16 protein-coding genes are annotated in these 20,712 nt (G+C 73.6%); all 16 read left to right on the top strand.

All coding sequences use genetic code 11. The features are described 5' to 3' along the window. Positions 1 to 77: 77 nt before the first annotated feature. The 16 genes from argC (at position 78) to cobA (ending at position 20,630) form a co-directional block, all read left to right on the top strand. The gene (gene argC / locus ACIOGZ_RS17280) at positions 78 to 1,106 is read left to right on the top strand and encodes an N-acetyl-gamma-glutamyl-phosphate reductase (protein ID WP_400986346.1); all 1,029 of its coding nucleotides are present in this window, start codon (positions 78 to 80) and stop codon (positions 1,104 to 1,106) included. A gap of 14 nt (positions 1,107 to 1,120) precedes the next feature. Beyond that, positions 1,121 to 2,275, top strand: coding sequence for a bifunctional glutamate N-acetyltransferase/amino-acid acetyltransferase ArgJ (gene argJ / locus ACIOGZ_RS17285; RefSeq protein WP_400477584.1), 1,155 nt, complete (start codon positions 1,121 to 1,123; stop codon positions 2,273 to 2,275). Between the two features lie 144 nt (positions 2,276 to 2,419). Continuing rightward, positions 2,420 to 3,295 (top strand): acetylglutamate kinase, encoded by an 876-nt coding sequence (argB, locus tag ACIOGZ_RS17290; protein ID WP_350878043.1) that lies wholly within the window; start codon positions 2,420 to 2,422, stop codon positions 3,293 to 3,295. Beyond that, entirely contained in the window at positions 3,292 to 4,497 is a 1,206-nt protein-coding gene (locus ACIOGZ_RS17295; RefSeq protein WP_400986348.1) for an acetylornithine transaminase, read from the top strand. The genes argB and ACIOGZ_RS17295 overlap by 4 nt, the downstream gene beginning before the upstream one ends. Before the next feature lie 23 nt (positions 4,498 to 4,520). Further along, complete coding sequence (locus ACIOGZ_RS17300; protein ID WP_063346843.1) at positions 4,521 to 5,069, top strand: arginine repressor; 549 nt, start codon at positions 4,521 to 4,523, stop codon at positions 5,067 to 5,069. A 171-nt stretch (positions 5,070 to 5,240) separates the two neighbouring features. Beyond that, on the top strand, positions 5,241 to 6,434 hold the full coding sequence (locus ACIOGZ_RS17305) for an argininosuccinate synthase (RefSeq protein WP_400986350.1): 1,194 nt from the start codon (positions 5,241 to 5,243) through the stop codon (positions 6,432 to 6,434). A gap of 44 nt (positions 6,435 to 6,478) precedes the next feature. Next, on the top strand, positions 6,479 to 7,915 hold the full coding sequence (gene argH / locus ACIOGZ_RS17310) for an argininosuccinate lyase (protein WP_350877916.1): 1,437 nt from the start codon (positions 6,479 to 6,481) through the stop codon (positions 7,913 to 7,915). A 107-nt stretch (positions 7,916 to 8,022) separates the two neighbouring features. Beyond that, on the top strand, positions 8,023 to 8,280 hold the full coding sequence (locus ACIOGZ_RS17315) for a hypothetical protein (RefSeq protein ID WP_159398377.1): 258 nt from the start codon (positions 8,023 to 8,025) through the stop codon (positions 8,278 to 8,280). A 476-nt stretch (positions 8,281 to 8,756) separates the two neighbouring features. Further along, the gene (locus tag ACIOGZ_RS17320; protein WP_363583790.1) at positions 8,757 to 9,260 is read left to right on the top strand and encodes a GNAT family N-acetyltransferase; all 504 of its coding nucleotides are present in this window, start codon (positions 8,757 to 8,759) and stop codon (positions 9,258 to 9,260) included. A gap of 578 nt (positions 9,261 to 9,838) precedes the next feature. Next, positions 9,839 to 10,864 carry a methionine ABC transporter ATP-binding protein gene (locus ACIOGZ_RS17325; protein WP_400986352.1) on the top strand — a complete coding sequence of 342 codons (1,026 nt, stop codon included), beginning with the start codon at positions 9,839 to 9,841 and terminating at the stop codon, positions 10,862 to 10,864. After that, positions 10,861 to 11,598, top strand: a complete 738-nt coding sequence (locus tag ACIOGZ_RS17330) for a methionine ABC transporter permease (RefSeq protein WP_363372851.1) — start codon at positions 10,861 to 10,863, stop codon at positions 11,596 to 11,598. Before ACIOGZ_RS17325 ends, ACIOGZ_RS17330 begins: the two co-directional genes overlap by 4 nt. 58 nt (positions 11,599 to 11,656) lie before the next feature. Then, entirely contained in the window at positions 11,657 to 12,481 is an 825-nt protein-coding gene (locus tag ACIOGZ_RS17335) for a MetQ/NlpA family ABC transporter substrate-binding protein (RefSeq protein WP_363583784.1), read from the top strand. A 198-nt stretch (positions 12,482 to 12,679) separates the two neighbouring features. After that, complete coding sequence (locus ACIOGZ_RS17340) at positions 12,680 to 13,321, top strand: GNAT family N-acetyltransferase (protein WP_363583782.1); 642 nt, start codon at positions 12,680 to 12,682, stop codon at positions 13,319 to 13,321. Positions 13,322 to 13,565: 244 nt separating this feature from the next. Further along, the gene (gene cbiE / locus ACIOGZ_RS17345; protein WP_363583780.1) at positions 13,566 to 14,831 is read left to right on the top strand and encodes a precorrin-6y C5,15-methyltransferase (decarboxylating) subunit CbiE; all 1,266 of its coding nucleotides are present in this window, start codon (positions 13,566 to 13,568) and stop codon (positions 14,829 to 14,831) included. Between the two features lie 536 nt (positions 14,832 to 15,367). Further along, positions 15,368 to 19,243: a nicotinate-nucleotide--dimethylbenzimidazole phosphoribosyltransferase gene (cobT, locus tag ACIOGZ_RS17350; protein WP_363583778.1), complete on the top strand. Its 3,876-nt coding sequence runs from the start codon at positions 15,368 to 15,370 to the stop codon at positions 19,241 to 19,243. 109 nt (positions 19,244 to 19,352) lie between these two features. Next, positions 19,353 to 20,630 (top strand): uroporphyrinogen-III C-methyltransferase, encoded by a 1,278-nt coding sequence (gene cobA / locus ACIOGZ_RS17355; RefSeq protein WP_363583776.1) that lies wholly within the window; start codon positions 19,353 to 19,355, stop codon positions 20,628 to 20,630. Positions 20,631 to 20,712 lie beyond the last annotated feature (82 nt).

Here is a 20,712-nt window from a genome sequence, read left to right on the forward strand (position 1 = left end):
TTCGGGGTCCTGACCGCAGCTCCTTGCATGAATGTTCCGTACTGCGTATATTCATGCCACAACAAAGGAGGAACGCCATGGCATTGCGAGTCGCCGTCGCCGGCGCGAGCGGATACGCGGGCGGCGAGGTGCTGCGTCTGCTGCTCGGCCACCCGGAGGTGGAGATCGGGGCGCTGACCGGCGGCTCGAACGCGGGCACCCGGCTGGGCGCGCTCCAGCCGCACCTGATCCCGCTCGCCGACCGCGTCCTCGAACCCACCACCCCCGAGGTGCTGGCCGGCCACGACGTGGTCTTCCTGGCGCTGCCGCACGGCCAGTCCGCCACCGTCGCCGAGGCGCTCGGCGACGAGGTCCTGGTGGTCGACTGCGGCGCCGACTTCCGGCTCCGCGCCGCCACCGACTGGGAGCAGTTCTACGGCTCCGCGCACGCCGGCACCTGGCCCTACGGCCTGCCCGAACTCCCCGGCCACCGGGCCGCGTTGAAGAGCAGCAACCGGATCGCCGTGCCCGGCTGCTACCCGACGGCCGTGTCCCTGGCGCTGTTCCCGGCGTACGCGGCCGGACTCGCCGAGCCGGAGGCCGTCGTGGTCGCCGCCTCCGGCACCTCCGGTGCGGGCAAGGCCGCCAAGACCCACCTGCTGGGCAGCGAGGTCATGGGCAACGTCAGCCCGTACGGCGTCGGCGGCGTGCACCGGCACACCCCGGAGATGGTGCAGAACCTCACCCCGGTCGCGGGCGAGCCCGTCACCGTCTCCTTCACGCCGACCCTCGTCCCGATGCCGCGCGGCATCCTCGCCACCTGCTCCGCCAAGGCGCGGCCCGGCGTGACCGCCGAGAGCCTGCGCGCCGTCTACGCCGGGGCGTTCGCGGACGAGCCGTTCGTCCACCTGCTGCCCGAGGGGCAGTGGCCGCAGACCAGCAGCGTCTACGGCGCCAACACCGCCCTCGTCCAGGTCGCGCTGGACGCCACCGCCGGGCGGATCATCGCGATCAGCGCGATCGACAACCTCGTGAAGGGCACCGCGGGCGGCGCGGTGCAGAGCATGAACATCGCCCTGGGCCTGCCCGAGGAGCTGGGCCTTCCCGTGAACGGAGTCGCACCGTGAGCAACAGTACGAACGTGGGCGTGACGGCCGCCAAGGGCTTCCGGGCCGCCGGTGTGACCGCCGGCATCAAGGCCTCCGGCACCCCCGACCTCGCCCTGGTGGTCAACGACGGCCCCGCGCTCGCCGCCGCCGGCGTCTTCACCGCCAACCGCGTCAAGGCCGCGCCGGTCGTCTGGTCCGAGCAGGTCCTCAAGGGCGGCCAGGTGTCCGCCGTGGTCCTCAACTCCGGCGGCGCCAACGCCTGCACCGGCCCGCTCGGCTTCCAGGACACCCACGCCACCGCGGAGAAGGTCGCCGAGGAACTGGAGCTCAACGCCGGCGAGGTCGCCGTCGCCTCCACCGGCCTGATCGGCGAGCGCCTCCCGATGGACGTCCTGCTGCCCGGCGTCGCGCTGGCCGCCCGGGAGCTGAGCGCGACCGGCGGAGAGGCCGCCGCGATCGCCATCAAGACCACCGACACCGTGCACAAGACCGCCCAGGTCACCAGCCCGGCGGGCTGGACGGTCGGCGGCATGGCCAAGGGCGCGGGCATGCTCGCCCCGAGCCTGGCCACCATGCTGGTCGTGATCACCACCGACGCCGACCTGGACGCCGCTGCCCTGGACACCGCGCTGCGCGGCGCCACCCGCACCACCTTCGACCGGATCGACTCCGACGGCTGCATGTCCACCAACGACACCGTGCTGCTGCTGGCCTCGGCCGCCTCCGGCGTCGTCCCGGACGAGGCCGAGTTCGCCGAGGCGGTCCGCACCGTCAGCGCCGAGCTGGCCCGCCGGCTGATCGCCGACGCCGAGGGCGCCAGCAAGGACATCCGGATCGACGTCACCGGCGCCGCCACCGAGCAGGAGGCCGTCGACGTCGCCCGGACGATCAGCCGCAACAACCTGCTCAAGTGCGCCATCCACGGCGAGGACCCCAACTGGGGCCGGGTGCTGGCCGCGATCGGCACCACCGACGCCGCCTTCGACCCGGACCGGCTGGACGTGGCCATCAACGGCGTCTGGGTCTGCAAGGACGGCAGCGTCGGCGAGGACCGCACCCTGGTGGACATGGCCGGCCGCGAGGTCGTCATCACCGCGAACCTCAACGCCGGTACGGAGAGTGCCTCGTTGTGGACCAATGACCTCACCGCCGACTACGTCCACGAGAACAGCGCCTACTCGACCTGATGCCCGACAGGTGACGCGCGCCACCCGATGCGCGCCACCTGATCCGCGACACCCGATGCGCGACACCCGTTCGGACGAGGGACACCCGTGAAGATCGCACCCAAGGGCGAACAGGCCCGCAACAACACCGCGTTGCCCAAGGCGATGACGCTGATCGAGGCGCTGCCGTGGCTGGAGCGCTTCCACGGCAAGACCGTCGTGATCAAGTTCGGCGGCAACGCCATGGTGGACGAGAGCCTCAAGTCGGCCTTCGCCCAGGACGTCGTCTTCCTCCGCTACGCCGGCCTGCACCCCGTCGTGGTGCACGGCGGCGGCCCGCAGATCAGCGCCCAGCTGGACCGCCTCGGCCTGGAGTCCAGCTTCACCAACGGCCTGCGGGTCACCACCCCCGAGACCATGGACGTGGTCCGGATGGTGCTGGCCGGCCAGGTGCAGCGCGAACTCGTCGGCCTGCTCAACGAGCACGGCCCGTTCGCGGTCGGCATGACCGGCGAGGACGCGCACACCATGACGGCGGTCAAGCGGTACGCGGTGGTGGACGGCGAGCAGGTCGACATCGGCCTGGTCGGCGACATCGTCAACATCGAGGCCGGCGCGGTGAAGGCGCTGATCGCCGACGGCCGGATCCCGGTCATCTCCTCGATCGCGCGCGGCGCCGACGGCCACGTCTACAACATCAACGCCGACACCGCCGCGGCCGCCCTCGCGGTCTCGCTGGGCGCCGAGATGCTGGTGGTCCTGACCGACGTCGAGGGCCTCTACGCGGACTGGCCGAACTCCGACGACGTGATCAGCCAACTCGCCGCGAGCGAGCTGGAGGAGCTGCTGCCGAGCCTGGCCAGCGGCATGCTCCCCAAGATGGAGGGCTGCCTGCGCGCCGTCCGCTCCGGGGTGGGCACCGCCCGCGTCCTGGACGGCCGGGTGCAGCACAGCCTGCTGCTGGAGATCTTCACCGACGAGGGCATCGGCACGATGGTCGTGCCGGACGACGAACAGACCGTGACCGGGGGACTGGCATGACCGCGAACGAGCAACTGACCGGCCGGTGGCAGCACACCTTCACCGACAACTACGGCACCCCGCGGATCGCGCTGGTGCGCGGTGCGGGCGCCAAGCTCTGGGACGCCGACGGCAAGGAGTACACCGACCTGCTCGGCGGCATCGCCGTCAACGCGCTCGGCACCGCCCACCCGGCGGTCGTCGAGGCGGTCAGCCGGCAGATCGCCACCCTGGGTCACGTCTCCAACCTCTTCATGGCCGAGCCGACCATCGCCCTCGCCGAGCGGCTGCTGCGGCTGGACGGCCGGGAGGGCGGCCGGGTGTTCTTCTGCAACTCCGGCGCCGAGGCCAACGAGGCCGCGTTCAAGATCAGCCGCCGGACCGGCCGCACCCACCTGGTCGCCCTCCAGGGCGCCTTCCACGGCCGGACGATGGGCGCCCTCGCGCTCACCGGCCAGTCGGCCAAGCAGGAGCCGTTCCGCCCGCTGCCCGGCGACGTCACGCACGTCCCGTTCGGCGACGTCGAGGCGCTGCGCGCGGCCGTCACCACCGAGACCGCGGCGGTCTTCCTGGAGCCGGTCCAGGGCGAGAACGGCGCCATCCCGCTGCCCGAGGGCTACCTGAGGGCGGCCCGCGAGATCACCCGGGCCACGGGCACCCTGCTGATCCTGGACGAGATCCAGACCGGCGTCGGCCGCACCGGGTACTGGTACGCCCACCAGGCCGTCGAGGGCGTCGAGCCGGACGTCGTCACCCTCGCCAAGGCGCTCGGCGGCGGGCTGCCGATGGGCGCGGTGCTGGCCTTCGGTGAGGCCGCCGAACTGCTCACCCCGGGCCAGCACGGCACCACCTTCGGGGGCAACCCGGTGGCCGCGGCGGCCGGGCTCGCGGTGCTGGACACCATCGAGTCCGAGGGCCTGCTGGAGCACGTCCGCAAGCTGGGCGAGCGGCTGCGCCAGGGCGTCGAGGCGATCGGCGACCCGCTGGTCTCGCACGTGCGCGGCGCCGGACTGCTGCTCGGCATCGTGCTCACCGAGCCGGTGTCGGCACGGGTGCAGGCCGCCGCGCAGGAGGCGGGCTTCCTGGTCAACGCGGCCGTCCCGGACGCCGTCCGGCTGGCCCCGCCGCTGGTACTGACCGAGCAGGAGGCGGACGCCTTCCTCGCCGCTCTGCCGGGCGTCCTGCGGGCGGTGCGCGAGAGTGCCCCGGCCGATGCGAGCTGACCGTTGTCCGGGAGAATAACCACATGACCGTTTCCCACTCCGGCCCGTCCGCCGCAGGCCCGTCGCCGCAGGTGCCGCAGACCCGCACCGCGCGGCACCGGCGGATCGTGGACCTGCTCACCCGCCAGCCCGTGCGCTCGCAGAGCCAGCTCGCCAAGCTGCTCGCCGACGACGGACTCGTGGTCACCCAGGCGACGCTCTCCCGGGACCTGGACGAGCTGGGCGCGGTCAAGATCCGCAACCGGGACGGTGCGCTGATCTACGCCGTCCCGGCGGAGGGCGGCGACCGCACGCCGCGCGCGCCGATGGGGGAGTCGGCCAGCGAGGGCCGGATGGCCCGGCTGGCCGGCGAGCTGATGGTCTCCGCGACGGCCTCCGGCAACCTGGTGGTGCTGCGCACCCCTCCGGGGGCCGCGCAGTTCCTCGCCTCGGCGATCGACCAGGCGGAGGTGTTCGAGATCATCGGCACCATCGCCGGCGACGACACCGTCCTGCTGATCAGTCGGGACCCGGCGGGCGGCCAGGCGCTCGCCGACCACCTCATGCAACTCGCCCAGGCGAAGGCCCAGTAGCGCGCGACGACGCGAGACCCCGACGCGCAACGACGCGTAACGACACGAAACCCCGACCGGTGGAGACTTCCCCGGCCGGGGTTTTGTGTTTCATACGGACTAGTGCATACTTATGCCTGTCGCCGTAAACCTGTACGGAAACCCTGTACGTAGAGCTGTAAGGAGAAAGCCGTGGCCGAGCGCGTCGTACTCGCCTACTCGGGCGGACTGGACACCTCCGTCTGCATCGGCTGGATCGCCGAGGAGACGGGCGCCGAGGTCATCGCCGTCGCCGTCGACGTCGGCCAGGGCGGCGAGGACCTGGAGGCGATCCGCCAGCGCGCGCTGGACTGCGGCGCCGTCGAGGCCGAGGTCGCGGACGCCCGCGACGAGTTCGCCGACGAGTACTGCCTCCCGGCGATCAAGGCCAACGCGCTCTACCAGGGCCAGTACCCGCTGGTCTCCGCGCTGTCCCGGCCGGTCATCGTCAAGCACCTGGCCGCCGCCGCCCGCAAGCACGGCGCCACCACCGTCGCGCACGGCTGCACCGGCAAGGGCAACGACCAGGTCCGGTTCGAGGTCGGCATCAACTCGCTGGCCCCCGGCCTGAAGTGCATCGCCCCGGTGCGCGACTACGCGATGACCCGGGACAAGGCGATCGCCTTCGCCGAGGCCAAGGGCCTGCCGATCGCCACCACCAAGAAGTCCCCGTACTCGATCGACCAGAACGTCTTCGGCCGGGCCGTCGAGACCGGCTTCCTGGAGGACATCTGGAACGCCCCGGTCGAGGACGTCTACGACTACACCCAGGACCCGGCCGCCCCGCGCGAGGCCGACGAGGTGGTCATCACCTTCGACGCCGGCGTCCCGGTGGCCGTCGACGGCCGCAAGGTCACCGTCCTCCAGGCCATCGAGGAGCTCAACAAGCGGGCCGGCGCCCAGGGCGTCGGCCGGCTGGACATGGTCGAGGACCGGCTGGTCGGCATCAAGTCCCGGGAGATCTACGAGGCCCCCGGCGCGATCGCCCTGATCACCGCCCACCAGGCCCTGGAGAACGTCACCGTCGAGCGCGAACTCGCCCGCTACAAGCGGCAGGTGGAGCAGCGCTGGGCCGAACTCGTCTACGACGGCCTCTGGTTCTCCCCGCTCAAGCGCGCGCTGGACGGCTTCGTGAACGAGGCCAACCAGCACGTCTCCGGCGAGATCCGGATGGTCCTGCACGGCGGCCGGGCCGTGGTCAACGGCCGCAGGTCCGACCAGTCGCTGTACGACTTCAACCTCGCCACCTACGACACCGGCGACACCTTCGACCAGTCGATGTCCAAGGGCTTCATCGAGATCTTCGGGATGTCCTCGAAGCTCGCCGCCCGCCGCGACCTCGCCTGATCCCCTCCCGTCCCCACCCCCCTTCCCCGTCAGGAGCCCACGCGATGTCCGCCGACCAGCACGCAGACCAGACCGCCGACGTCCGCCTCTGGGGCGCGCGCTTCGCCGACGGCCCGTCCGAGGCGCTGGCCAGGCTCTCCGCCTCGGTCCACTTCGACTGGCGCCTCGCGCCGTACGACATCGCCGGCTCCAAGGCCCACGCCCGGGTCCTGCACAAGGCCGGCCTGCTCTCCGAGGACGAGCTCGCCGCGATGCTGGCCGGCCTCGACCAGCTGCTCGCCGACGTCCAGGCGGGCACCTTCACCGGGACCGTCGCCGACGAGGACGTGCACACCGCCCTGGAGCGCGGCCTGCTGGAGCGCCTCGGCGCCGACCTCGGCGGGAAGCTGCGGGCCGGGCGCTCGCGCAACGACCAGATCGCCACCCTGTTCCGGATGTACCTGCGGGACCACGCCAGGACCATCGGCGCCCTGGTGCTCGACCTCCAGCACGCCCTGGTCGGCCTCGCCGAGGCGCACCCGGACACCGCGATGCCGGGCCGCACCCACCTCCAGCACGCCCAGCCCGTCCTCTTCGCCCACCACGTCCTCGCGCACGTGCAGGCCCTCGGCCGGGACGCCGAGCGGCTGCGCCAGTGGGACGCCCGCACCGCCGTCTCCCCGTACGGCTCCGGGGCGCTGGCCGGCTCCTCGCTCGGCCTCGACCCGCAGGCCGTCGCCGCCGACCTCGGCTTCGAGGGCGGCTCGGTCGGCAACTCCATCGACGGCACGGCCTCGCGCGACTTCGTCGCCGAGTTCGCGTTCGTGACCGCGATGATCGGCATCAACCTCTCCCGGATCGCGGAGGAGGTGATCATCTGGAACACCAAGGAGTTCGGCTTCATCACGCTGCACGACGCCTTCTCCACCGGTTCCTCGATCATGCCGCAGAAGAAGAACCCGGACATCGCCGAGCTCGCCCGGGGCAAGTCCGGCCGGCTGATCGGCAACCTGACCGGCCTGCTGGCCACGCTCAAGGCCCTGCCGCTCGCCTACAACCGGGACCTCCAGGAGGACAAGGAGCCGGTGTTCGACTCCTGCGACACGCTGGAGGTGCTGCTGCCCGCGTTCACCGGGATGATGGCCACCCTCACCGTGCACCGGGAGCGGCTGGAGGAGCTGGCCCCGGCCGGCTTCTCGCTCGCCACCGACATCGCCGAGTGGCTGGTCAAGCAGGGCGTGCCGTTCCGGGTCGCGCACGAGGTGGCCGGCGCCTGCGTCAAGGTCTGCGAGGCCGAGGGCATCGAGCTGTCCGACCTGACGGACGAGCAGTTCGCGGCGATCTCGGTGCACCTGACGCCCGAGGTGCGGTCGGTGCTCAGTGTGCACGGCGCCATCGCCTCCCGCAACGGGCGCGGCGGCACCGCGCCGTCGGCGGTGGCGGTCCAGCTCGCCGAGGTGAAGGCGGACCTGGCGCGGCAGCAGGAGTGGATCCAGGGCTGACCACCGGTCTGCGGGGGAGGGGCGCGACGGTCCGACCGTCGCGCCCCTCCGGCGTCCGCACCCCCGGTCAGGCGTAACCCGGCCCGTCTCGGCCCGTCATGCACGGTGTGTGCACAACCCTTCCGCCCGTCCCCTCCGCCGAGGACGTCTTCCTCGCCGAACGCCGCCGCCGCGTGGTCCGCGAGACCGTGGCCGGCCTGCCGGGCCGCTGCCCCGAGCTGGTCGCCGCCCTCGCCGAGGATCCACCGCCGACCTACCGGGAGCTCTCCGAACGCCTCGGCATGCCGCGCGGCTCGATCGGGCCCACCCGCTCCCGCTGCCTCGCCTGCCTGCGGATCCTCCTCCACGCCGAGCGGTACCCGTGAGGGGTACCCGCGAGCGGCCAGTGACGCTCCGCATGCAGATCACCCCGGAGGCGGCTCCGCCCGAGTGACGTTCCGCACGCCCGCCCGCCGCCGTCGCCCGCCGCCCCCCCCCGTGACCCTCGCCACGTCGAGCCGTCGCCGCCCCCGGCCACGCCCCGCGCGCGGCGCCCGCCACCGGCCCCACCACCCGCCCCGCCCCCGCGTGACCCTCGCCACGTCGAACGCCCCGAAGGTTGAGAGCAGCTGACACACGGGTAGAGCGCTGGCGAACGTAGCTCTTGACGGTGCCGCGATCACTCGGATACTGAGCGTGAGCGCGTCGCCGTCGACCCGGTCACTTCCGGGCCGCGCGGCTGGTACGTTCGTGCGCCACCCCCGGTCAGGGCAGATCCCCGGCCGGGACATCTCCGGCAGGGCATCCGGTGCGTCACCCTCACGTTTGCGCGCCGGGCACGACGATGGGGAGGCCCCAGCACATGGGCATGAGCGTGATCATCTCGGCGGCGGACGCCGAGGACGCGGAGCAGATCCTCAAGCTCCAGTACCTCGGCTACCAGCCCGAGGCAGAGCTGTACGGCGACTGGGCGATCGAGCCCCTGACGCAGAGCCTGGAGAGCCTGCGCGCCGAACTGTCCGGGCAGTACGTCCTGGTCGCCCGGCTGGGCGACGAGGTGGTCGGCACCATCCGAGGTCACGTCGACGCCGAGGGCGTCGGCCGGATAGGGCGCCTGGTCGTCCACCCGAGGATGCAGCGGCACGGCCTGGGCGGCCGGCTGCTGGACGCGCTGGAGCGCCGCCTCGCCGAGGACGGCCGTCCGGTGACCTCCTACCGCCTGTTCACCGGCCACCGCAGCCTCGGCAACCTGCGGCTGTACACCCGCCTGGGCTACCGGCAGTCCGCGGTCGAGCAGGTCACCGACCGGCTCAGCCTGGTACACCTGGAGAAGCCCGCCGTGGTGTCGCTCGCCGCGACCGCCTGAGCCCTCCGCCCGTTCCGGCCCGCACGGCGCCGCCACCATCCGGACACTCCGGTGGCGGCGCCGAGCCGCATCGTCGCTGGTGGCGGCGTCGGGTGTCCGCATTGCGGACATCACATCCAAGTAATTGGGTCCAAATCGACCCATCTGATTTACTGGCTCACATGACTGCGACGACGAAATGGACCCCCACCGGCACCCTGCCGGCAGGTGAGCGCGCCATGTGCCGTCGAATGTGTCACCGCTGAGGGCCACCGCCCCCGGCACCCGGTTGAGGGTGCCCCCACCTCGCGCCCCGAAGCGAGACCCGGCGTCGTTCCCGTCCGTGCGAGCGCGCCCAGCCTGCCACACCCCTTCTCCCGCCTGCCCGCCCATGGGCGGGTGGTCGTCCACGACGACTCGTGCCCGTGACTCGTGCCCGATGACTCGTAAGGGCCACGCCGTCGCGCGGCCCGGCCGCTCAGCGGCCACGATCAAGAGGTGGCAGGTCCGGATCCCCCTGGCGAAGCGCCGTGCACGTCGCCGACCGCACCCCGGTCGGGCGGCCGCCCGCCGCCCGCCCCCGACCCACGGAAGCAGCTGTGATCACCACCACGGACCTCACGAAGGTCTACCGCTCCCGAGGCCGCGAGGTGAGCGCCCTCGCCGGCGTCGACCTGCACGTCCGCCCTGGCGAGGTCTACGGAGTCGTCGGCACCAGCGGCGCCGGCAAGTCCACGCTCATCCGCTGCGTGAACATGCTGGAGCGTCCGACCTCCGGCACCGTCATGGTGGACGGGGTCGAGCTGACCGCGCTGTCCGGCGGCGAGAACCGGGCCGGCCGGGAGCTGCGGGAGGCGCGGCGCCGGATCGGCATGGTCTTCCAGCACTTCAACCTGCTCTCCTCGCGGACCGTCCAGCAGAACGTCGAGCTCCCGCTGGAGATCATCGGGCTGGACCGCACCCAGCGCCGCCGCAAGGCCGCCGAACTGCTCGACCTGGTCGGCCTCGGTGACAAGGCCCGCAGCTACCCCAACCAGCTCTCCGGCGGCCAGAAGCAGCGCGTCGGCATCGCCCGGGCCCTGGCCGGCGACCCCAAGGTGCTGCTCTCCGACGAGGCCACCTCGGCGCTCGACCCGGAGACCACCCGTTCGATCCTCAAGCTGCTGCGCGACCTCAACCAGCAGCTCGGCCTCACCGTCCTGCTGATCACCCACGAGATGGACGTCATCAAGTCCGTCTGCGACTCCGCGGCCCTGATGCGCGGCGGCCGGGTGGTCGAGTCCGGCCGGCTGACCGACCTGCTGGCCGAGCCCGGCTCCGAGCTGGCCCGCGAGCTGTTCCCGCTCAGCGAGTTCGGCACCGGCCACCCCGGCTCGACCGTGCTGGAGATCACCTTCCAGGGCGACTCCTCGGCCCAGCCCTTCGTCTCCCAGCTGGCCCGCACCTACCAGATCGACATCAACATCCTCGGCGCCGCGGTGGAGACCATCGCCGGCCGGATGGTCGGCCGGATGCGGGTCGAGCTCTCCGGCGGCCACCAGGACAACGTGGTGCCGATCGGCTACCTGCGCGAGCAGGGCCTACAGGTGGACGTACTGGGCGCGGCGGACGGAGCGGTGGCATGACCTGGGACCAGATGTGGGCCCTGATGGGGCCCGCCACGCAGGAGACCTTCCAGATGGTCGGCGTCTCCACGGCCGTCACCGTGCTGCTCGGCCTGCCGCTGGGCATCCTGCTGGTGCTGACCGACAAGGGCGGGCTGCTGGCCAACCGGGCCGTCAACAAGTCGATCGCCTTCGTGGTGAACATCGCCCGCTCGGTGCCGTTCATCATCCTGATGATCGCGCTGATCTCCTTCACCCGCTGGCTGGTCGGCACCTCCATCGGCTGGCAGGCGGCGACCGTGCCGCTCACCATCGGCGCCATCCCGTTCTTCGCCCGCCTGGTCGAGACCTCCGTCCGCGAGGTCGACCGCGGCCTGGTCGAGGCCGTCCAGGCGATGGGCGGCAGCACCTGGACGATCGTCCGCAAGACGCTGCTCCCGGAGGCGCTGCCCGGCATCGCCGCCTCGGTGACCACCACGATCATCACGCTGATCAGCTACTCCGCGATGGCCGGCACGGTCGGCGGCGGCGGCCTCGGCACGCTCGCCGTCAACTACGGCTACCAGCGCTTCGAGACGGCCTTCATGTGGGTCATCGTGGCCGAGCTGGTGATCCTCGTCACCGCCGTCCAGCTGATCGGCGACTTCGCCGTCCGGCGCCTCGCCAACCGCGGCGGCACCGGCGGCCGGACCCGCCTGCTGGGCCGCACCCCGGCCGGACCGGCCGCCCCCGACGAGGACCTCGTCGCCCCCTAGACCTCCCGGGTCCGACACCGGACCACGGCTCCCCGTATCACGCAGAAAGGCACTTTTCGTGCGCAACGCCCTGAAGTTCACCAGCATCCTCGCCACCGCCGGCATCGCCCTCTCGCTGGCCGCGTGCGGCAGCTCCGGGTCCTCCTCCTCGGACCCGAACGCGCCGCTCAAGGTCATCGCCAGCCCCACCCCGCACGGGCAGATCCTCAAGTTCGTCAAGGACAACCTCGCGGCCAAGGCGGGCCTCAAGCTCGACATCAAGGAGGTCACCGACTACGTGACCCCCAACACGGCGGTGCAGGACGGTTCGGCCGACGCCAACTACTTCCAGCACGTCCCGTACCTGGAGGACTTCAACAAGAAGCACGGCACCGACATCGTCTCGGTCGAGCCCGTGCACCTGGAGCCGCTCGGCGTCTACTCCAAGAAGGTCAAGTCGATCGCCGACCTGCCGGACGGCGCCACCGTCGGCCTGCCCAACGACGCCACCAACGAGGGCCGCGCGCTCAAGCTGCTCGCCGACAACAAGCTCATCACGCTGAAGGACGGCGTCACCACCGCCGCCACCCCGGCCGACGTGACGGGCAACCCGAAGAACCTCAAGTGGAAGGAGCTGGAGGCCGCCCAGCTGCCCCGCTCCATCGCCGACCTCGACGCCGCCGTCATCAACGGCAACTACGCGCTCGACTCCGGCCTGAAGCCCGCCACCGACGCGCTGGTGCTGGAGAAGGCCGAGGGCAACCCGTACGCCAACATCCTCGCCGTGAAGAAGGGCAAGGAGAACGACCCGCGCGTGAAGAAGCTGGCCGAGCTGCTGCACTCCGACGAGGTCAAGAAGTACATCGACGACACCTTCCAGGGCTCGGTCATCCCGGCCTTCTGAGCCGCGGTCCGATCCATGCCCTGACCCCGACCGGGCCCCCGCCGCACCTCGGCGGGGGCCCGGTCGGGCAGGATGCACCCGGGGAGCCCTGGTCGGCGGCGTTCTGACGTACCGTCGTGCGGGCGGCGCACCGCGTGACACCCGGGGCACGGCGGGGGCGTACGGTGTTGTGTTCACGACCCGGCGAGGAGAGACGGCATGGCAGCGAGCTTCCCCGAGACCGCCATCAGCACCGAACGGCTTCTGCTGCGGCCCCTTGCGGAGGACGACGCGCCCGGCCTGGCCACGATGATGGCGGACGAACTCGTCCTGGCCTGGACCGATCTGCCGCACCCCTTCACCGAGGCGTACGCGACCGAACTCGCCCGCACCCTCGCCCCCGCCCACCGGGCCGCCGGTCGCGGCATCGTCTTCGCCGTCACCGAGCACCTCACCCAGCGCCTGGTCGGCCTGGTCGAACTGCGCAACACCGACTGGCGCCTGCGCAGCACCGAGATCTCCTACGTCACCGCCTCCTGGGCCCGCGGCGAGGGCTACGCGCCCGAGGCCGTCCTCGGCGTCAGCCAGTGGCTGTTCGAGGACCGCGACTTCCTGCGCCTGGAGCTGCGCACCGCCGCCGGGAACACCGCCGCCCAGCAGGTCGCCCAGAAGATCGGCGGCATCAGCGAGGGCGTGCTGCGCAGCGCCTGGATAGTCCGGGGTGAGTCCAGTGAGGCCGTCGTGGAGAGCCGCAGCGACCTCATCCTGTGGAGCCTGCTCCCGGAGGACCTGGACGCGCCCGAGCCCGAGCCGCAGCGGACCGGCTGGCACGGCGACCACCGCTACGTGCTGCGCGACTGAGCCGCCCCGCTCGCGCGTGCCGCCCGTGCCGCCTGAGCCGTTCGTGCCGCTGATCCGCCACCGGCTCGTCACGGACATGTGTACGAGATGTCGGCGCCGAGGGGATCACACCCGGTAGCCTCTGCTCCGGCGCCGCACACCGGCGCGGTTTGTCGGCGCACCGAGTCGCACACCGGGTGACACCACAGGGACACCCCGGGTCGCAGGCCGGTCCGCGCACCGAGTCGAGGGAGAACGGCCGCAGATGGCTGACCGGATCACGGTCATCGGGTGGGACGGCACGCCGCTGACCGAGGCCGCCGGCGCGGCCCTCGCCGCAGCGACCCTGGTGGCCGGCGCCCCCTACCAACTGAACGCCCTCCCGGTGCCGGACGCCGCCGAGCGGATCACCCTCGGCAACGTCCGGCAGGCCGCCCGGCGGATCGCCGAGCACCGCGGCGCCGCCGTCGTGGTCGCCGAGGGCGACCCGGGCTTCTTCGGCGTCGTGCGCGCGCTGCGCCGCCCCGAGTACGGCCTCGAACTGGAGGTCCTGCCCGCGGTCTCCTCGGTCGCCGCCGCTTTCGCCCGGGCCGGCATGCCCTGGGAGGACGCCCAGGTGGTCAGCGCCCACGGCGGACGGCTGCGCCGCGCGGCCAACATCTGCCGGGCCCACCCCAAGGTCGCGGTGCTGACCGCGCCCGGCGCCGGTCCGAGCGAACTGGCCCTCATGCTGCGCGGGGTGCACCGGACCTTCGTGGTCTGCGAGGCCCTCGGCACCCCGGACGAGGACGTCACCGTCCTCACCTCCGACCGGATCGCCGACCACGTGTGGCGCGACCCCAACGTGGTGCTGGTGATCGGCGGTCACGGCGGTCCCCAGGCCGGCGGGGTCGACACGGAGGCCGGCTGGCTGGCCGGGCGCCCGGTCGGCTTCCCCGGCGCGGATCGCGGCTGGGCGCTCCCCGGTGACGCCTACGCGGGCGCCGGGCGCGCGGGGGACGAGCCCGGCGCATCGGAGGTGCTCCCCGCGCACGTGCGCGCCCTGGTGCTGGCCCGTCTGGGTGCTCGTCCGGGGGACCTGGTCTGGTCGGTCGGCGCGGGCAGCGGCGCCCTCGCGGTGGAGGCGGCCCGCTTCGGCGCCGCCGTGGTCGCGGTCGAGGCGTCCCGCTCGGCCTGCGCCCGGCTGGCGGTGAACGCGCGCCGGTACGGCGTCGAGGTGGAGACCGTGCACGGGCAGGGCCCCGAGGTGCTGGGCGGCCTGCCCGAGCCGGACGTGGCGGTGGTGGAGTCCGTCGGCCTCGACGTGGTGCGCGCGGTGCTGGCCCGCCGTCCGGAGCGGTTCGTCGCGGTGCCCCGGACCCTCGCCGAGGGGGAGCAGATCCACCGGGCGATCGCCGAGGCCGGCTACCGGGCGGACGGTGCGCTGCTGCAGTCCACTCCGCTGTCGGTCGCCGGTGGCGCCGGTGGCGGGCTGGCTCTGGGGGCGGGCGGTACCGGCGTGCTGCTGCTCTGGGGTGAGCAGATCGCGTGAAGGACTGGGGTGCGTCCTGTGGATTCGGTCCGATCCGCCGGGCGCGTTCCGCTCCCGCGCTGTGCTGCTGAGGGGTCGTGGTGGGGCCGGGCGGTGATCCAGGTCGCATCCGGACACCGATTCGAGAGGTGACCGTGCTGGGCCGGTAGTGTGGCGTCCTGGGCGGCTGCGGCGGTCGGCGACCCACCCGATTCAGTCGGTTTGTCGCCTTTTTGACGTGGTGCAACCCGGTTTTGCTCGGAGTGTGGGCAATTCGACGGGCCGCGTGCCGGACCTGGAGAATGCCGTAGGGTCCGGTGCGGTCGTGCCGGTTCCTCCGGGTTGTCGTTGTTTCAGATGGTGCGCCGCCCGGTGTGGGCGGCGCGCAGGCCGGGGTGCCGCAGTGCGCCGGAAGGACTTGGGCCGCAGCGCCTCGGCGCGGCGGCCGCGTGTGGTTGAGGGACGGGCCGGTGCAGGCCCGGCCCGTGCGGATGGGCGCTGCGGTCGGTGATCGTGTCGCCAAGGGCGCGGCAGCGGCCTGGAAGGAGCGTTTGACAATGACCGATGGCGGCCACGTCCCGGGCGAGGGAATGCCGGAGCACCTGAACGCCGGGCCGGACCAGCTCGGCGGACCGGAGGGCGTCGCGGGCGTTGCACCCCTGCAGGGCGTCGCGACGGACGGCGGCATGATCCCGAACCCGACGGCGCCGGGCCACGGCCTGGCCGGTGGTGCGGTGCCCCACGGCGCGGGAGTCATCCCGCCGCAGGGCCAGCCGCTCGGCGCGTCCGGCTTCGCCGTACCGGCCCCCGGCCTGTCGGCTCCCGGCGCACCGGCTCCCGGTGTGCCCGGTGAGGGCTGGGGCGTCGACCCGGGCGCCCCGCGTCCGGCCTTCCACTTCCTCGACCAGGACGACGAGGACGACGTCCTGCTGATGCCCGGTCCGCAGGGCTCCTGGGGCGAGCCGCTGGCGCCCCTCCCGACCGAGCAGACGCCGCTCGCCCCGCAGCAGGACGGCACGCCGGTCGAGCCTTCGTGGCCGCCGCTGGAGCCGCCGGTGCTCGGCGCCGAGCAGGCGCAGCAGCCGTTCCACGCCGCCCCGGCGCACCCGCAGGCCACGGAGGCGATGACGGCTTCTCAGCCGCCGCGCCGCCCGCTGCACGCCGGTCCGCCGATCCCGGACCCGTCGCTGATGACCGGCCAGGTCCCGGTGCGCTCGCTCGCCGACCGCGGCCCGTCGCAGGGCGGCACTCCCGCGCACGGCATCCCGGTGGTCGGCCGGCTGCCGATGGCCGAGGCCGTCGCCCCGGCGCCGGCCGCCGCGCCGCAGGCCGTTCCGGCGGCGCCCGCGCCCTCGGTGGTGCCGGCGGTTCCCGTGACGGAGGCCCAGGAGTCCCAGGAGTTCCAGCAGGTGCCGCTGGCCTCGCACCCGGTCGAGGCCCAGCTGGCCGTCGAGACGGTCGGGGCGATCGAGGTGATCGAGGTCGTCGAGCTGCCGGAGGCCGTCGTCGCCGAGGCCGCGGTGGACGCGGCGCAGGCCGCCGTGGCCGAGCCGGTCCCGGCGGAGTCCGGCCGGCCGGTCGTCGACCCGGGCGGCACACCGGTCGCCGGGGCCGTGGTGACGGCGCCCGCCGAGGCACCGGTCGAGGCCGCTGCTGAGGCGCCGGTCGAGCCCGTCGCCGAGGTTGCCGTCGAGGCCGCCGCGCAGGCCGCGCCCGCGGAACAGACCGAGGCCCCCGCCCCGGCCGGCCCGCCGCGGCGCATCTCCGCATTCCTCGCCGCGCCCACCCCGCACGGTCTGCCTCCGGTCGCGGCGGCCGCGCAGGCCCCGGTGGCCGAGGAGGCCGCCCCGCAGCAGCCCGCTCCCATAGCGGCCGAGGAGCCGGCCCAGGCCGCCCAGGCCGCCCCGCCCGTCGAGGCCGTGGTCGCGGTCGCGGTCGAGGCCGGTGAGCCCGCCGAGGCCGTGGCGCCCGCGCCGGAGGCGGTGGTCGAGCCCGTCGTCGAAACGGTCGTCGAGGCGGTCGCCGAGACCGCCGCCGGCACGGGCGAGATGCCCTCCGGCCAGGCCGTCGTCGAGGCCGTCGTCGAGCCCGCCGAGGCCGTTGCCGAGCCCGCCGCCGAGGTCGCTGCCGAGCCCGCCGAGGGCGGGCAGCCGCAGGAGGCCGCGCCGGTCGTGGACCAGGCCGTCGAGGCCCCGGTCGAGCCCGTCGTCGAGCCTGAGGCCGAGGCCGCCGCAGCGGAGACCGCGCCGCAGCCGGTCGCGGACGCCACCCCGGTCAGCGAGCCCGCCGAGCCTGTTGCCGTATCCGCCGAGACCGCCATCGAGACCGCCGCCGAGCCGGTCGCCGAGGTTTCCGAGGCCGTCCAGGCCGTCGAGCCTTCCGCGGCCCCGGACGACCAGGCCCAGCCCGTCACCGACCCGGCCGCAGAGTCCGCCGAGCAGGCCCCCACCGCCGAGTCGGCCGCCGTCGAGCCCGTGGCCGCCGAGGCCGTCGCCGAGGAGGCCGCCGCGCCGGAGGCCCCCGCCGCCGAGCAGCAGCCGGCTGAGCAGGCCGCCGAGCCGCTGACGGAGGAGTCGACGGAGCCGCAGACGGAGGACCAGGCGGAGGGTCAGGCGGAGCAGCCGGCCGAGGAAGCGCAGGCCGAGGAACCGCAGGCCGAAGAGCCGGCCGAGCCCCGCGGCCCGGCCGCGCCCGGCTTCGACCAGGCCGAACGCGAGGCCGTCCACCAGGTGATCCGCGAGCGCCGCGACATCCGCAACGGCTTCCGCCCGGACCCGATCCCGCACGAGGTGCTGATCCGCGTCCTGGAGGCCGCCCACACCGCCCCCAGCGTCGGCTACTCCCAGCCCTGGGACTTCGTGGTGATCCGCTCGGCCAAGACCCGCCGGCGGATGCACGCCCTGGCCGAGCGCCAGCGCGAGGTGTACGCGGACTCGCTGCCCAAGGGCCGGGCCAAGCAGTTCAAGGAAATCAAGACCGAGGCCATCCTCGAAACGCCGGTCAACATCGTGGTGACCGCCGACCGCACCCGCGGCGGCCGGCACACGCTGGGCCGCCACACCCAGCCCCAGATGGCCCCGTACTCGGCCGCCCTGGCGGTCGAGAACCTCTGGCTGGCCGCCCGCGCCGAGGGCCTGGGCGTCGGCTGGGTGAGCTTCTTCGACGACGAGGAGCTGGTCCGCGAGCTCGGCCTGCCCGAGCACCTGGAGGTCGTCGCCTACCTGTGCGTCGGCTTCGTCGACTCCTTCCCGGACGAGCCCGAGCTGGAGCAGCAGGGCTGGGCCAAGAAGCGCCCGCTGTCCTGGGTGGTCCACGAGGAGCAGTACGGCAACCGCGCGCTGCCCGGCGAGGAGCCGCAGAGCCTGCTCGCCGAGACCCTGCGCGGCATCCGCCCGCTGGACGCCAAGGCGCTCGGCGAGGCCTGGGACCGGCAGAAGCGGATGACGAAGCCGGCCGGCTCGCTCGGCATGCTGGAGATCATCTCCGCCCAGCTGTGCGGCCTGTCCCGCAAGTGCCCGCCGCCGATCCCGGAGCCCGCCTGCGTGGCGATCTTCGCGGGTGACCACGGCGTGCACGCGCAGGGCGTCAGCCCGTGGCCGCAGGAGGTGACCGCCCAGATGGTCGGCAACTTCCTGGCCGGGGGAGCGGTGATCAACTCCTTCGCCAAGCAGATCGGCACCGAGGTCTGCGTGGTCGACGTCGGCGTCGCCGCCGAACTGCCGGAGGCCATCCAGCAGGGCCGCACCACCGGCCTGCTGCCGCGCAAGGTCAAGCCCGGCACCGCCGACATGACCCAGGGCCCGGCGATGACCCGCGAGGAGGCGCTCAAGGCCATCGAGGTCGGCATCGAGACCGCCCGCGACCTCGTCGCGGCCGGCAACAAGGCACTGGTCACCGGCGACATGGGGATCGCCAACACCACCGCCTCGGCTGCCCTGATCTCGGTGTTCACCGGCCTCGACCCGGCCGAGGTCACCGGCCGCGGCACGGGCATCGACGACGAGACGCACGCCCGCAAGATCGAGGTCATCCGGGCCGCGCTGGCCCTGCACCGGCCCGACCCGGCCGACCCGATCGGCGTCCTCGCCGCCGTCGGCGGCCTGGAGCACGCGGCCCTGGCCGGCTTCCTGCTGGGCGCGGCCTCGCTGCGCACCCCGGTGGTCCTGGACGGTGTCATCGCGGGTTCGGCCGCGCTGGCGGCCAAGGCGATCGCCCCCGAGGTGCTGGCGGCCTGCATCGCCGGCCACCGCTCCGCCGAGCCCGGCCACCAGGCCGCGCTGGCGAAGCTGGGCCTGCGTCCGCTGATCGACCTGGACCTGCGGCTCGGCGAGGGCACCGGTGCCCTGCTGGCCCTGCCGCTGGTGCAGAGCGCGGCCCGGGCGATGCACGATGTAGCCACCTTCGACTCCGCCGGGGTCACCGAGAAGGGCTGACGTTCTCCGTCACCACTCCGCGGACCGGCCCGAGGGCGCGCCGGTCCGCGGAGCGGCGTCACGCCGCACCCGCACCCCGGACCCTCACCCCCGATCAGGAGCACCGCCGATGACCGCGCCCACCCCGCACCCCAGCACCGAAGGCCGTACCCCGTACCCGGTCGGCCTGCTGCTCGCCGGCCGCCGCGTGGTCGTGGTCGGCGGCGGCCAGGTCGCGCAGCGCCGGCTCCCCGCGCTGATCGCCACCGGTGCGGAGCTGCACCTGATATCGCCGGCCACCACCCCGGCCGTGCAGGCGATGGCAGACGCGGGCGAACTCACCTGGCACGCCCGCCCGTACCGGGACGGCGACCTGGCCGGCGCCTGGTACGCCCTGGTCGCCACCGACGACCCGGCGGTCAACGGTGCCGTCAGCGCCGAGGCCGAGCGCGAGCGGGTGTTCTGCGCCCGCAGCGACGATGCCTCCGCCGCCACCGCCTGGACCCCGGCCAGCGGCCGCGACGCGGGTGCCACCGTCGCGGTCCTCACCGGTGACCCGCGCCACTCCGCCGCTCTGCGCGACGCCATCGTGGACGGCCTGCGGGACGGCTCGCTGGCCGTCCGCCAGTTCCGCGCGCACGGCGTCGGCGGCGCCTCGGGGCAGCCGGGCCAGGGGAGCGTCGCCCTGGTCGGCGGCGGCCCGGGCGACCCGGACCTGATCACCGTGCGCGGCCGCCGCCTGCTGGCCGACGCCGACGTGGTGGTCGCCGACCGTCTCGCCCCGCGCGAACTGCTCGCCGAACTGCCCGAGCACGTCGAGGTCATCGACGCGTCCAAGATCCCCTACGGCCGGTTCATGGCCCAGGAGGCGATCAACCGGACGCTGATCGAGCACGCCAGGGCCGGCAAGTTCGTGGTCCGGCTCAAGGGCGGCGACCCGTACGTCTTCGGGCGCGGCGGCGAGGAACTGCTCGCCTGCGCCGAGGCCGGACTGCCGGTCACCGTCGTCCCGGGCATCTCCAGCTCGATCAGCGTCCCGGCGGCGGTCGGCGTCCCGGTCACCCACCGGGGCATGACGCACGAGTTCACCGTGATCTCCGGTCACGTCGGCCCGGACGACGAGCGCTCGCTCACCAACTGGGAGGCCGCCGCGAAGATGCGCGGCACCCTGGTGCTGCTGATGGCCGTGGACAAGATCGGCGCGATCGCCGCGAAGCTCGTCGAGCACGGCCGCCCGGGCGACACCCCGGTCGCGATCGTCCAGGAGGGCACCACCGCCGCCCAGCGCCGGGTGGACGCCACCCTGGCCACCGTCGCCGCGACCGTCGAGGCCGAGCGGATCAAGCCGCCGGCCGTGATCGTGGTCGGCGACGTCGTCAACGTCCTGGCGGCCGCCTTCCCGCGCTGAGCGCCCGGAGTGGGAAGTCGGGCCCGTCGACTTCCCACTCCGATTCCCATCCGACTTCCCCCGTCGGCCGGCCGCTCCGGGC

It is taken from the genome of Kitasatospora sp. NPDC088160, assembly GCF_044741445.1.
In the GTDB taxonomy this organism is placed as follows: domain Bacteria; phylum Actinomycetota; class Actinomycetes; order Streptomycetales; family Streptomycetaceae; genus Kitasatospora.